At 54.4% G+C, this 13982-nt stretch carries 14 protein-coding genes and 1 pseudogene; 3 read left to right on the top strand and 12 right to left on the bottom strand.

Going from position 1 to position 13982, the window contains the following annotated elements:
* Positions 1-409, bottom strand: a 409-nt coding sequence (locus RSSM_RS27645; protein WP_008687595.1) for an ISAs1 family transposase, incomplete at its 3' end; no start/stop codon positions are given.
* 112 nt (positions 410-521) lie between these two features.
* Between RSSM_RS27645 and RSSM_RS35550 the strand changes: the two are divergent.
* A pseudogene (locus RSSM_RS35550) lies at positions 522-731 on the top strand (HIT family protein); the annotation flags it as partial.
* Here RSSM_RS35550 and RSSM_RS27650 read toward each other — a convergent pair.
* From RSSM_RS27650 to RSSM_RS27685, 6 genes are all read right to left on the bottom strand, one after another.
* Positions 668-1012, bottom strand: a complete 345-nt coding sequence (locus RSSM_RS27650) for an SOUL family heme-binding protein (protein ID WP_081613906.1) — start codon at positions 1010-1012, stop codon at positions 668-670. The pseudogene RSSM_RS35550 and the gene RSSM_RS27650 overlap by 64 nt on opposite strands.
* A 779-nt stretch (positions 1013-1791) precedes the next feature.
* The gene (locus RSSM_RS27660) at positions 1792-1986 is read right to left on the bottom strand and encodes a hypothetical protein (protein WP_008687602.1); all 195 of its coding nucleotides are present in this window, start codon (positions 1984-1986) and stop codon (positions 1792-1794) included.
* Entirely contained in the window at positions 1983-2828 is an 846-nt protein-coding gene (locus RSSM_RS27665) for a GP88 family protein (protein ID WP_044303842.1), read from the bottom strand. Before RSSM_RS27665 ends, RSSM_RS27660 begins: the two co-directional genes overlap by 4 nt.
* Positions 2829-2830: 2 nt before the next feature.
* A complete protein-coding gene (locus RSSM_RS32170; RefSeq protein WP_044303843.1) occupies positions 2831-3277 on the bottom strand; it encodes a JAB domain-containing protein in 447 nt (148 codons plus the stop codon).
* An 833-nt stretch (positions 3278-4110) separates the two neighbouring features.
* Entirely contained in the window at positions 4111-4587 is a 477-nt protein-coding gene (locus RSSM_RS27680; protein ID WP_201767237.1) for a LamG domain-containing protein, read from the bottom strand.
* 101 nt (positions 4588-4688) lie between these two features.
* Positions 4689-5099 carry a hypothetical protein gene (locus RSSM_RS27685; protein ID WP_008687611.1) on the bottom strand — a complete coding sequence of 137 codons (411 nt, stop codon included), beginning with the start codon at positions 5097-5099 and terminating at the stop codon, positions 4689-4691.
* Between the two features lie 148 nt (positions 5100-5247).
* On the opposite strand from RSSM_RS27685, the gene RSSM_RS27690 reads away from it, so the two are divergent.
* Both RSSM_RS27690 and RSSM_RS35040 read left to right on the top strand, forming a co-directional pair.
* A complete protein-coding gene (locus RSSM_RS27690; protein ID WP_008687613.1) occupies positions 5248-5460 on the top strand; it encodes a hypothetical protein in 213 nt (70 codons plus the stop codon).
* Between the two features lie 17 nt (positions 5461-5477).
* The gene (locus tag RSSM_RS35040) at positions 5478-5705 is read left to right on the top strand and encodes a transposase (protein WP_236621434.1); all 228 of its coding nucleotides are present in this window, start codon (positions 5478-5480) and stop codon (positions 5703-5705) included.
* 379 nt (positions 5706-6084) lie between these two features.
* Here the strand turns inward: RSSM_RS35040 and RSSM_RS27700 are convergent, their stop codons facing one another.
* The 5 genes from RSSM_RS27700 to RSSM_RS27725 form a co-directional block, all read right to left on the bottom strand.
* A complete protein-coding gene (locus RSSM_RS27700; protein ID WP_008687615.1) occupies positions 6085-8265 on the bottom strand; it encodes a tetratricopeptide repeat protein in 2181 nt (726 codons plus the stop codon).
* 228 nt (positions 8266-8493) lie between these two features.
* Positions 8494-10332 (bottom strand): ExeM/NucH family extracellular endonuclease, encoded by a 1839-nt coding sequence (locus tag RSSM_RS27705; protein ID WP_236621435.1) that lies wholly within the window; start codon positions 10330-10332, stop codon positions 8494-8496.
* 58 nt (positions 10333-10390) lie between these two features.
* Positions 10391-10675, bottom strand: a complete 285-nt coding sequence (locus RSSM_RS27710; protein ID WP_236621436.1) for a hypothetical protein — start codon at positions 10673-10675, stop codon at positions 10391-10393.
* Between the two features lie 319 nt (positions 10676-10994).
* Positions 10995-12044: a DUF1559 domain-containing protein gene (locus RSSM_RS27715; RefSeq protein WP_044303850.1), complete on the bottom strand. Its 1050-nt coding sequence runs from the start codon at positions 12042-12044 to the stop codon at positions 10995-10997.
* 791 nt (positions 12045-12835) lie between these two features.
* A complete protein-coding gene (locus tag RSSM_RS27725; RefSeq protein WP_008687628.1) occupies positions 12836-13594 on the bottom strand; it encodes a membrane protein in 759 nt (252 codons plus the stop codon).
* Between the last annotated feature and the right edge of the window lie 388 nt (positions 13595-13982).

The raw sequence follows: 13982 nt of genomic DNA on the forward strand, positions 1-13982 counted from the left end.
GTGGGCCGAGGTCAGCAGCCTTGTCGTGACTGCGGCGCAGAGGCTTGCCATCAATGGCAATGACATCCAGCTTACCCTTGTCGCGGTTGCCCGAGAGATGCTTGATCCAACGTTCAAAGCACACTTGGAACGCAGATGGTTTGATTGTCTTCAACACACGACCAATCGTGTCATGCGATGGAATTCCATTAGGATGTTGAAGTCGATCGGCTAGCCAATCCTCATTGCTCTTGGCCCACACACCGATTGCCTTGGGGCCTTCAGCACCAGCGATGACTGCCATGATGCTGATAACGATCACGTCTCCAAGAAGGTGCCGCTGATTAATATGCGATCGAGGATCAGGCAGATCAGCAAAGTCCTGTAGGATGCTTTCGACATCGAAATCGGTTTTCTTTTTCTTGGCCAACGCGATCGCTCCAATTGTGATTTCAAGGACACAAAGTCAATGAAACCAGGATCGCGTATATTGATTTACCGCGCTAGCCCAGTCTGCCTAGAGTGCGCGTCGGCCCCGGTATCCGGTGGCGGAGTACCACACGCTGGTAATTCCTCGACGGCATGTGGCTTCGCTGTATGAACTAAATGCAAATGAACTGGCCGACGCCTGGGCTTTGGTTGCTGAGGTTCGGCGGTCGTTCGTGGATGAGGGGTGGTTGCTCATGTACTACTTCAACCGGATCAGGACTTCGTTCCGACGTAGTGGGCCGGGGGTGAAGGGCGGATCGTAGGACGCGGATTCGACACCACTGGCTTCGGGCGATTCGTCTGCAGCGAAACCCTTCGGTTCCATCCAGGCTCGGGGCTTGGTTTCGGATTCTTTGGCGAGCTTCTTGTTGTTCCGGCCGGAGAATCGAAGTACTGCGAATCGGCCGCCGGCCCGTTTGCGAACGTCGATATCAGCACCGGTGGGCGATGGCACGCCTTCGACGGCGACTTCTTTCGGCATCACGAATCCCGTTTGGACTTCCGAATCCGCTTTGTCATTTTCCATGGACAATGGTATTGCCATAGAGACCCTCTTCCGGAATCGTTCGGGTCGTCCCCCTTATCAGACTGATTGTCTACGTCTGAGCAACGAACAGATCCCCAAAAGTGCCCCCCTCCTTTTCAAAGGAGCCACTCTGAGCATGCCCGCTTTCAAATTCGAATTTCATAAAGCTTAAAAAATATACTATTTGTCCCCCTGTTCCTCGCGGGCGGAAGGAAGTGGCCGTTTGAGCCAAGTATTGCATCAAATGATGCGTGTGTTGGATTTGCCCGCTGTGGCAAGTCGATGACAGCTGCAAAGATTCGTTTGCACCTCAGTACAACTCGATGACCGGTCGCGATTGAGCAGGTTGCCCAATACGCGCGCAGCAGCTCTCGAAAAATAGTTTCGAAATTTTTGCGAGAATCCCACGCGACATCGACACCGGGGGCGCATGCAACTACGGCCGACGCGCGGTCGGACCGGAAACCACATACTCTCCCCAGCGATGTCGTTTCCGTGTTGCTATGTCGTTGGTTGCCGTTGTCGGTGCTGGCCTCCTCGAGAGACGCAACCGGATCCCCGCGGCAACATGAGCTCTGGCGATGGCGGCCGCGACACCCGAACGACATCGGAGATGGGGAGGGGCTCGAGACGATGGGAACACCGGACACGATGGCGCAGCAAAAACGGGGGGAACGTATCGCAACGCTCCCCCCGTAAACGAAACGAGGGGAGCGTAAGCTATCCCACAACGCCTAGGCGTCATGGGAACCACTTACACTCCCCAGATGGGGTTCCCTCGTTATTAGGTTGTTTGGTTAGTCGGTCGTGTCCTTGAGCGTTGAGCTATCGTCGTCATCTTCGAGCTCGAGACGATCGTTGAGCGGTTGCAATTGATCGGTCAATACCTGCGCCATCTCCTGTATTTGGCTGTCGTTCGCGCGTCGTTCCTCGGGGGTGCACTCGGAAAGCCAACGCATGAACTTCTCGAGCTCAACTAGTAGTCGTTTCATCGTGTCACCTGAATTGAGAAACCTGATTTGATGATGTTAGCGCGGGTGGCGTTATCGTGCGCTTTCAAACGCAATCCGACAACACGCCCCCGTGTTTGCCCCCGGTCGTCCTCGAAACGCAAATCGGTGATGTCACCATCGATGACGGGGAAACCGCGCCAGGACTTCGGCAAACGCTGCCCAGCGGAGCGGTTGCCAACGAACTTTCCGTTTGGGTCGTGGAAAACAGCGGCTACGTTATCGCCGCGGCGCAGTACCTCGAGCGCGTGTTTCTCGTTTGTTTCGCTCCTCGAGAATGTCACCCAATAGTTGGGCAGGATTGCCCCGGTGCGCCGCGGGTGTTTCGTGTAGTCGTAAAATCTGACATCCTCGAAACGCTGCGGGATCCCGTAGCGTTCCCATGGGATGTCGGAAAACATATTGAGCCGCGCGCAGAGTTCTTGCCCTTTGCGTTTGGCTTTACGTTGCCAACGTTCCAAATCGGTTGTGATTGTCTCGAGGAACCATTCACGCGCGAGGTACCAAAGGACGGTTCGCGCTTTCCGCGCGTGTCCGATCGTTTCAAACACGCTCGCGAGTCCTTGTTCGTTCAAGCATCCCGCAACGCAACCGCGGCTAGCGTCGGTGCAAACGTTGCCGATCCCAACGGACTTGTGAGGCGACATCGACAGCCCGCAGGATAGGTAGCCTACGTTCTTGCGTGTTTTCGTGTTGCTGTCCCCGTTGGCTAGTAAGCGTGGAACCTCGAGCCCCTCGGGGAATCGGTTGCCGTATCCGTCCACCCAAACGCGCGGGACACCGTTTATAAATTCGACCCGATGTTTTGTTTGTTGGTGATTCATGGCTATGCCCCCTCGCGAAGTGAGACCGAACCGCCCTCATCGTCACCGACCACGATATGGTCTAACACGGTGATACCGATCAGCTTGCCTACCTCCTCGAGCCGATCAGTGACCGCTTTGTCCTCGCGGCTTGGGGTGGGATCACCCGAGGGGTGATTGTGCATCAGCAACACGGCCGTCGCACCCGCAACGATTGCCGCCTTGAACACTTCGCGGGGATGCACCAATGACGCGTCGAGCGTTCCGACGGTGCAAACCTCGATTGAGAGTGGTCGGTGTTTCGTGTCCAAGTGGGCAACGACAAAACACTCGCGGTCCGCAGCTCGCTGGGCAAAGAATGCTTCGGCAAACTTTCGCGCCGTTTGGGTGCACGTGATACGGGGACGACGCTTGAATGATCCCTCGCGTACAACCTGTAAACGCTGAATCGGGGTACAATAATTCGACACTTGGGGAGCTCCTCGTTAGCTTTCCGGGTGAGGTGTCGGCGATGGTTGCCGCCATCGTCGACACCGTTTCTTTCGCACCCGCGCGGGTGCGTTCATGCCGGCATCTTTCGGCCATCGGCAACACCCAGCAATAGCCCCCAAAGCGTCTCGAGTTCCTCGCGTTGCCCCCTGTTTATGCACGCCAACGCTCACGAAAACGGCACGGGTCCTTCTAGCCCGGGTGGGGGTGCCGCGCGGGAAAGGTGTCCGAGGAGAACTCGTTGGAACGCGGCTTTATGGAGCCCACCACCACCACCTTTTTTGAATCTACAGCGACTTCAAACCCAGTCTTCCGCACAGAGATTGGACGCACACGTGAAGACATCTGCAGATCGCCAACAAACGTGTATGTCACCTTTTTCATGCACACGAACGCATCAATTACAGAGAGGAATACACTAGAAACCGACCGAGTTTCCGTACCGTTTTGGGTGACTCTTCAGATTCCAAAATACCGCTTTTCCTTGGGATTCAGTACAATTCCTTGCAGCTTCTTGCGACAGTTCCAAAACGTTGGTATCTTTACCGTTTTACGGAAAAAAACGCCGCAAAACACACGTTTTCCTTATAGGAAAAAGATCGTTTTGGGACCAGAAGGTCGCACGTTCGAATCGTGTCGCCCCGATTTTTCAAAACCTCGTGGATAGCGGTATCTACGAGGTTTTTTTCATATTTTGTGCGCAACATCGTGTGCGACTTTTCGCCAAACATGGGCCGATACAACCGCTGATTTTTTTCTCCGGTCGAAACCCAACTTGCTTTCTGCCACGTCCGTTCACCGCAGTCAGCCGCATTCATCCGTACCATCCAATCGAGTGGTCTGATGTAGTGCGGTCAACGATGAGCATGCTTGCACTGTCACTCGAAAGAGTGGACGGCTCAAACCTACCTTCGTACCGCTCGCCCCCCGAGATCCTCACAGACCGAATCAGCCCCCGATAGAAGCTGGTAAGATTATTTACTCCCACGTTGCCGACAACGAACTTTGTCTCGCCTCCCGACTTGGAACCGGGGACAGTCGTCACCAGCTTTCCGTTGAGGTACAACCGAGTCTTGGATTCCGAGAACAATGCCGCGACATGTGACCAGCGGTTCGGTGGCACGGCGTCTTTCGAATTCAGCATCCCTTGAACGTGCTCAACCGAAAGCATGGCCCCACAGATTGCGATGCCAAGCCCGTATTCGCCGGGGATGTCGCTTCCGATGATGAACGGCCAGTTTTCATCTCGATACGAATCAGGCTTGATCCATGCTTCGAGAGTGGCTGGCAACGTCCGTTCGACCTTGGCGACGATTCTTCTGTGTCCGTCAAAGTGCAGCCCCCCGTCTCGGATCAAACCTTTGTTAGTCGATCTCGTTGAATGATGTCACGTCATCGCGTTCGATTCGATGCGTTTCGCTTGTCGGCATCAATCAGGCGATCTGCGATTTCAGTGATAATGCGTTCGCGCTTCTTGGATGAAACCGATTTTTCCGAATAGTCTACGTCGTCGGCGGGTTTGTTTTTACGGTTGTTGAACCTACGAATAAGCTCGAGTTTCGTTGGCTGTTTCTTGAAGTTGATCGGCGAGAGAACGGCCTTGCGTTGCATCACAATCAGAGTCCAGGGCTCGCCAGTTTTTTCAATGGCTTCGTAAGATTGTTTTTCGACAAGGTCAAGTCGCAGTAGTTTTGTGTAGAGTAGCCGCACCGATTTTGCAGCGACAAGCACCCCTTCAATATCAACAATTACGGGATACTTAGGTTTGCGGAAAAAGTGCACAAGTTCATCAAAGTCATTCATTGGGCGGTCCTTGGGTGATTGAGATTTTAGCAGATAGCAGATGAGCGAGAAGCCGCTGTCAGTCAGACCTAAACGTGGCCCACGCATTCTGTACTCTCACGAGTATGCTGTACTGAATCGATGCGTGGCGATAGTGTCTCAATTGGCTATGAGAATCACATCCATCGAATCGAAACGGCTTGCCGAAATACGGTATCTGAACGCAGGTCGTGGACCTGGCGACTTCTACAACGATGTCGTTCCGGTTCACCGCGGCTTCGTGGATGCGTTGCCCGAAGGAAATTCAGCGATTGTCGTCACGCCGACCTGCAAGGACGTGAGACTTTCGCGTCGGCTGGCGGACAACCTCCGCGGCTTCTAGTTGAAGCCCTGCCGGCGATGCTGCGTTCAGATGTCCTCCCCTGTCTTGGTCTGCCAAAGGGAGATATCGGCGTCTTGCTAGCAGGAGATTTCGACACGGTCGCACGTTCAATCAGAGAGCGTTTGCCGAACGTCGTCAACTACTGCGAGCATCGAATCACCAATGCAGTCGCCGAAGGAATGAACCGCAAGATCATGTCGATCAAACGCCGGGTCGGCGGATTCCGCAACGTCCAGAATTTCTAGACCGCGATCTTCTTTTACTGCGGTGGACTGGATCTCTACCCACGATAATCCCGGATTGACCGCAAAACACGGTGAATTCGAGAATGCAATCAGCAGGTCGCAAGATCGCTGGCACCGAAAATGCCGCAATCTTGATCAGTCCTTCCTCTCGCAGGAAAACTGTTGATCCCCATTTCTCAGATCAATACGTTGGCCCAGCCCCCCATCACAACTTGGCGTCCGGGCAGGTCGTAGTGGATCTTGTTAAAGATCCTCATGCAACAGGATCTTTAACAAGATCCACTACTGAACTGGCCAAGACAGCACACGAGACCACTGCCGGCATCTCGGTGGCGGCCGCAGCTAGCCAGTGCCTACCACGCGCCCAGTTGACCTTTGCCTACTGCTCAACGACGTGCGTTCCGATCCGATCGGAATCCGACGCGTAGGTGTATCGCATCACCGTATCGGTAGCGACCGGGACGACGACTGGATGCGCTGACTTCGCATTCTGGACAACGTATTTGACCACCTTGGCAGTCTTCGGACGCCCAAAATCGTCTCGCTCGGTGACCAAACCGCCGTCCGCGGTGAAACTCTCTCGCTCTTCATTTCGCAAACGCGTCCACCCGAGCAGACGCTGCTCTTCGTCGTACCGAAATAGGTCCTGCCAATCTTTGATAGGTTCGATCAACGGATCCGCGTAATGCTTTTCCTTGCGGTAGTCGCGGTAGCGGACCGACTTGATTTTCTTGTGCTCGTCATAAAGCCGACTCTCGCTCGTCGGAAAATAGGTCGAAACAAAAGCAGGTGCGGAGTAGTGACTTCCGTTGTGCACAAAGACTCCGATCTCAACACGGTTGGTCACCATCTCGGGCGAACCAGGGATCGCAAACGGTTCATGGTGGGCGACGATCAACTCAACCTTGGCCCCCGACTCGCCGAGCGGCGTGATCTGAATTTTATCGGCATCTCCGCGAAGCACTACCCAGTGCCACGTGAGTTCGCGTCCGTTGAGATCTTCGCTAGCTTCCGCGCTGAGGATCATTCGCCGCTGATATTCCAACGACCGGGCAACCCGAGCAATGCTGCATGGCGTATCAAACAACTTTTCGCTCAGCGTATCGAACTGGTTGACTCCCACGTTCGGTTCATCCTCGTGCAACACGCGAACACGAACCAACGGTGGCAACGTTTTCACCGTCAACTCGTGCGCTCGCCGGACCATTCGCTCAACATCGAGGTTCTTGCTGTCGAACACACTCGGATGCGCTTTCGCGGTCAAATAATCGTTCTCATCGGCCACCCGTTTCGAACACGAACGAAGCAGCATTTGGATCGCTGGCATCAACGCGTGTTTTCGAGTGAGCTCATCTTTGACATCCGGCCGCAATGCCGCCATCGTCAATGCAATCGCATGCATGAACGGTCGATCCGACCCCGACGAACCCTGGCTGGTAATCAGATATGGAGTGTTCGCCGGATAGAGATCGCCATAGCCCCCGCCCACCCCGTTGAGCCCGGAATCATGATCGCGATGCTCGGGATAGAAATAAAGATGATTGTTGACGTACTGCAGATACAACCGTGTCGCCAAACCCGCTTGCGTGTACGCGGCACGCGGCTGGCTTCGCCAAAAAGGACCACCGGTTAGCGCCGTCGATGAATTACCAATCGTACGATGAGCAAACAACCACTGCGTCTGCAAACCATTCGTCAATCCAGCATCCTTCGCCTCTTTGACGTACTCAATCCGGGTCAACTGTGGGAACGACGCATAGTCCATGTTGGAATGGTCGTGGTCATGGTTGTCGTAGAAATCACCGCGGTTTCCGGACGCGGTACCCTCGAGAAACCATTGCCGGACCAACTCCCCCGCCTTCCCCTGACCTCGCACCACGGCCGATCGCCGCGGGTCTTTCTCTCCATCTTCGTCAGGAAGAGCAAACTTTGCGATCAGAGTTTGGATGGACGACACGTATCCCGTGTTTTCCATTGAAACAGTCGCAACCCCGTCTTCCACAACGCCGTCCTTGACGTCCTCCTGATAGGGAAATTGCTTTGGCTGTTTTGATGCGATTCTGCGAACGATCGATTGAAATTCCGGTATCGACTTCAATCCCGCAAAGTCCTGATGGCCAACGAGCAGGGCCGCTTCGCGGTACCCGGCATCTCCCGCCGATCGCAGATTCTCGATGGCGTTCGAGTGGTCGCCACGCCGGACATTCACCCGCGCCAACTGGATGTAGGCCATTGGGTCTTGCGGAAGAGTCGCAATCGCTCGCTCGCAGAAACCCTCGCATCCTTTCAAATCACCCGCGCGAATCGCGTTCTCTGATTGGACGAGCAACTTTTGATACGCGAGATGTCGCTTTGGCAACTCAAAAACGCTGGGCGAAGGATTGACCGCATCCTGTCCCCACGTGTTATTCGAGCCAATCACAACAGCGAGCGCCGCGAGGCCCCACCTCAACGACACCCAACAGCAGTTCACCATCGAGGAAAACACCAAGGGCAACCGATCGATGTACTCTTCGATCCGAGTTTGGCGAAGGTATTCCGCACATCCTGCAACAATCATCCGAAGCAATATCCTCGTGAGAAAGCGGGTGAAAAGCGCGAACAACTTATACCACACCGCTGCAGATTGTTAGAACCTATCCGACTACGAATCAGCCGATCGCGTTAGCCGCGGTTAACACGATAGATCTGGGCCTAACGCGTGCCGGCAAATTGGTTGGCCGAGGCCTGAGATAGCCGAATACGTTCGTCGCAAAAATGAAACGATCGTGATTCTGAGCACGACGCGTTATCGCAGATCGATGCCGACCAACACAGGATCGTGATCAGATGATCGAAACGGATCCTGCCGATAGAAAGGCTTTGGATTGAACTCGAGGTTGTAGTCCAAGAACCTCGGTTCGCTCGAATTGATATGCCAGATCGCCGCCCCACTCACCATCGCAGCCAACTCCGGTGTCGCGAATGCATGATCGAGACATCCTGCCCGCCCGTAGTAGACATAGCTGTACGGACTCTGTTCACCGGCATGCGTATGGATCAAGTCGACCAATCCTGCTGCCCGAAGGGTGTCGATCGGATCCTCTTGCGAATACGCATTCAAATCACCGAGGACAAGAAGATTCACCGCACCGCGCGTTTGTTGCAACGTCGCCACATAACCTGCAATCGCCTCGGCTTGCTTTCGCCGTGACGCATTGTTGGCCCCCTGACCGTCTTTCATATCACGCTCAGGTCCCTTCGCACCACGCGATCCTTTCGATTTGAAATGATTGACAACAACCGAAAAGGGAATTTCGTCACCAACGAGTCGGAACTCCTGCACTAACGGTGTTCTCGCGTTCGCAAACGCTTCATCGACCACCATCTGTACCTTCCCCGTCGGTTCGACAAGGTCACTGCGATAGATGAGACCGACTCGTATCGCGTTCTTGCCTCCCGGTGCTGCGTTCAACCCATCGGGGCGCCCGACACCTCGGTAAGGCGAGCCGTCGACGGTGCTGTTGAGCGCTGCGACTAGGCTTTCCTCGACCCCAGGTTTGTTCTCCAGCTCCATCAACCCGATCACATCGGCATCGAGCGATTTCAATGCCGCGACGAGCTTCGCTTCCTGACGCTGAAACTCTTCAGGGTTATCCGCCCCGCGAGCTTGATTGCGTCCGTCATCGATCGTCGTGAAGTAGTTCAAGACGTTAAAGCTCGCAATCGTCAAATCACAATCACCGAGATCGGGAACCGACGGCCGGTCGACGTATTCGATATCGAGCGTCCCGGCGGGCATCACCATGTACCGACCACGCACCTTCGTGACGACACCCGTCAGATTCTTGATACGGGTTCCTAGACGCAGCGTTCGAGGCACGCCCGCACTGCCAGTTGCTTCGGGCAGCAGAAACAAACTTTGGGGATTTTCCTTCGCACTGCCATCGTCGAGGACGATCGAACGATTTTGATCACGAGTCTCGGCCGCCCGAATGGCCGCCACGTTTTCACTGCCCGACGTCGACTCGCCGGTTGGCTCAGGATCGTTTGGGTCGATCAACTCCGTTGGAACGTAGAGACGCTCGCTCGCCGACAAAGTAACCTGACCGTACCGGGCCAAATCATGCGTATCGGTCACAATCATGTCGTCGGTGAAACGAACCAACCGGCCGTCATAGTCTTCCCAATCGATTGCGTCTCCATCGAAGGGCAGTTCGGCCGGCTTGACGGCCACGATCTGACCGTCGTTGCGAACATCGTAATCGCCGGCATTATTCACTGGCTTTAATCGCGGACGATCACCACCACTTACGAGGATGCCACCGACATGAATCAGATCGCCCACCGAGATCGATTCCGATTCGCTTATGTGAATGAACATCGCCGACGCCGATTGCGCGTCTTCGGTGTCAATATCCTGGATGTAGACGCCACCGAGTTGATCGGGACCTCGAAAATCAGCGACCACCACGCCGCTGACTTCAACCACCTTTCCCGTTATCTCACGTGCAAAATCATTGTCCCGCACCTGGGAAATGGACAGCAATCGAGGCACTGCTTCCTGGTCTTCGGCGTCGCAGCCGCCAATCGAAAACGGGACCAACGCGACCGACACCAGAACGCAAACAAACCAGGAAAATTTCACGACCGCTGTCTCCGCTGCTACAAAAGACGACTCGCAGAAGCAACTCTGCTCGCGTTGACTACTTGCCGACCACTTCCAAATCAATGGTCTGCTCACCATCGACCACTTCCACCTTGAGCGGCGTGTGCGACGGATCCATATAAACACCTCCTACCCGAGGTTCCGGAGGCCGACCAGCCCCTCGGAAGTTCTCCGACGCGATATCCTCCACGGTAACGCAATGCCAACCAACGACCGCCCCCGGCGTGCTACCGTCGCCCGTGAATACGAGCGAATATCGCCCCTCGGAGTCTGTCGTAGCCCGTGACATTGATCCGTCATTCCCCTTTTCAGGGTCAGGCATAAAAAAAACCATCACGCTGCCCAACGGTTCGCCATCTTTCGTGACGACTCCAGTCACAGGAGCAGTTGTCACCGTCTCCCCACAACCTACGCCCAATAACAAGAAACAACACAAGATATTTTTTTTGCACACGAACAATTGGGGACACTCCGAGAAAGAAGCCGACGCGGAACACATCGGAGGATTGAAAACCTAACAAGCAGCAACACAGAAGCACCGGCGAACCAATCATTCGGCCCGCGGTAGTTAAATTCATAAGAAAGCTATCGGGGCAAACGCTTACAGCCTGAAAGATGCATTTTGGTCTGTCTATGCAGCCTTAGTGTTCGTATTCAATTGTTTCACGGCCCCGTTTTGTCCCGAGCGCGCGGAACAGAACCATGTTGATCTGTTCAGACAGGAACCTAACACTGCCATCTGAAAATGCAAAGTTGGCACCTCCTGGGTGACCGCTCCCGTAGGCTGACATGCGAAAGTTCACCGAAACGTAATCCGTTGCGTCGCTTTCGTTTGTCTTATAGTTGATCGGAACTCGACTGCTACCAAAAACGTGAGTCGTCCCGTTCCCGCCACCGGTCCATCCCCATGCCGACCAACTACTAATCGGGTAGCGACTGAACTTTGTCGAGTTTTGATGCAGCTTGCGATCAAAGATGGGATCGTAATGGAAACGCTCTCCAAACAGTATCGTTTGACTTGTTCCGTCAAGGATTGCAGAGAATCGCGTTGGAACCTCGTCATCACGTAGATATTGTTGATACGTCTCAGGTTGCGAGTCTTCCCCGGTCATGAAGAACACGCCGTCAGCCTTCATGTCCGCGTCACGAAAATAGGTCGAGTGCGAGCCGCCGTTGGCGATATAGCTTGTTTGCCCGAAATACCCCGTGCTGTACCCGAGAACACTGTAATCCAAGTACACCGGACCATCCTGGGTCAAATCCGATGGACAAAGGTACGTTGGGACGAGCTGTGCGGATGCGGCCTCTGTACTAACGGTGCGGGGACTACCAGGTAAACGCGTGTTAGCAACCGCAGCAGCGAATGTGTCATCCCAGTCCCACATCTCCGCGATTGCTTGCTGTTCAATGAACGGCAAAAGATGTGTATGAACAGTCCGACCATACCAATTGAGAACAGAACCGGTACTCGAGTTTTTGTGCTGAAAAGTTTCAAGTCCTGGTGGAAACTCTTTGTACGTTGATTCAAAATTGTGCGTTGCGAGCCCGATTTGTTTGAGGTTGTTTTGGCACTGCATCCTGCGAGCGGCTTCACGAGCTCCTTGCACCGCGGGTAACAGTAGACCAACCAAGACTCCGATGATCGCGATAACGACCAGCAGTTCGATAAGCGTGAAAGCTTTACGTTTCATTTTGTTGCGTCGATTGACGTCCGATTGAGGGTTAAACGTTGGTTGAACTGCCGGTGTTATAGGCCCTCGCATTTCACCAACAAGACAACAAAACACCGTTTTGCGATAACTTCACTGCGCGCATCAAACCTTAACATTTGCGTAAAACAACCCTTCACTACACCGGAATTACGGGGAACCATCACGTCTGCCAACGAAGACCGCCGCCCCCGTTCGGCAACCAATGCATGCACCGAACGCGATCCCCAATCGGGATGCCGTCCGCACTGCATCACCGGCCGATGCGTGATTGCGCAGCCGACTTCGCGAGGCCGCCAGTGCACATCACGCACCGGAAACCATGCGGACCGACTCCATGCAGAATCATCGGCCCCTCGCTCCTACGCGAAATGCCCAAAACGCTGCCGCGGAGGAACCGAACCAACGCAGCTAGGATCAGGAGCAGGCGGTAGTGGATCTTGTGAAGAATCCTCATGCAGCGGGATATTTCACAAGATCCACTTCGCGCAAAAAGAGCTGACACAAACGGCTAGTCCTTCATGTCAACTTGATTTTCGGGTAGTGGACGAGGCGACGAGTCCTCGATGCGCTGGTCACGCAAGGGGATTCCTCGCGTCATCCACTACGATTCCACCCGAACGCCACGCTGCAGTGGAATACTAGTGGTGCCTCACGATCAAGAATGAGGGTTCCAGAGCGTAGCGTAAGTCGCCAAGACATTCGGTGATTCACGAGCCTACGCTAAACTTTTGGCGAGTTTCGCTACCCTAAAAAAACGAGGCCTTGACGCATCACTCGTTGGTCTGGTCACTCGCTTCCGAGAAAGCCTCGTTGTTCGCCGTTTCGTTCGATCCGTTGCCCGATCCCAACACAAACGCTACCAAGCCGGACAGCAAATAGAACAGCAAGACTGAATTCGATCGCATCGGACTGCTAGCGTCCTCTGCCGTCAAACGGTCCTGCACCTTCGTGCCCCATGCATCCGTTGAAGCCTCCATTTCTGCAGGACGATCATCATCGACCAATCGGTCAGCATCCTCTCCGGGCACCCCCTCTCCTCCGGACACCCCACCTTCCCTGGACACCTCATCTCCCCTGGGCGACTCGGCCTCCAAAGCATCCACGGTCTCACTCGTGTCTGACGACGCTGACTCCTCCGCAGAACCATCTTCGTTTTGCACGACGTCGTCGCCCGAAGAATCTTCGGTCATCGCCTCCGAGTCAGCCTCCACTTCCTCAACGATTCGTTCGTCGAGATCGGTTCTTACCGGGATAGCCTCCATCGATCGCTTTGCCGTTTTGGAAGCAGAACTGGACATCACGTACGAGACACCACTGATTGCCAGAATGGTCACCACCGCCGCGATCAATCCGGTGGAAAAGGTACGGTCACTTCGACAGGCCAAACGCGTCCCCACTCCCCCAAACACCCCGGCGACCAAGACGGCCCAGGGCATCGGTGTCCCAATCTGCTGCGTTGTTGCTTCCGCAATGACGGCCCCGATTACCCCACCCAGAAACGAACCATAGAGTGCTTTGACAAACAACATGAGGAGTATCCTTCGACAAGATCGCGTTTCACCGGGCTCCGAAACAGAATTCTGCCTGACGATATAACCAACGCTGATGGAGTAGGCAACAAACGATGAATCTTTAACACCAACCCTCGTCGCATTTACTCCCCAACAAAACATCTTACGGATGGTTTAAGAAGATATGTTGTCCCCTCCGTTAAGAAGCACTGCTGCATTATCCGGTTTTTCCGTGTCATAGACGACGAAGACACTCGCATCAATTTCGTTCACTCACGTTCGTGAAGATTTCGAGTTCGCATGGGCATGAACCAGTTAAGTTTCAATACAAGGGCCGTCAACCGACTGCTTTCGGTTCGGGACGCCCCCGACCTGAACATGAAGCCTCCATTTTTGCAGGACGATC

It is taken from the genome of Aporhodopirellula sallentina SM41 (assembly GCF_000346505.1).
Classification (GTDB): domain Bacteria; phylum Planctomycetota; class Planctomycetia; order Pirellulales; family Pirellulaceae; genus Rhodopirellula; species Rhodopirellula sallentina.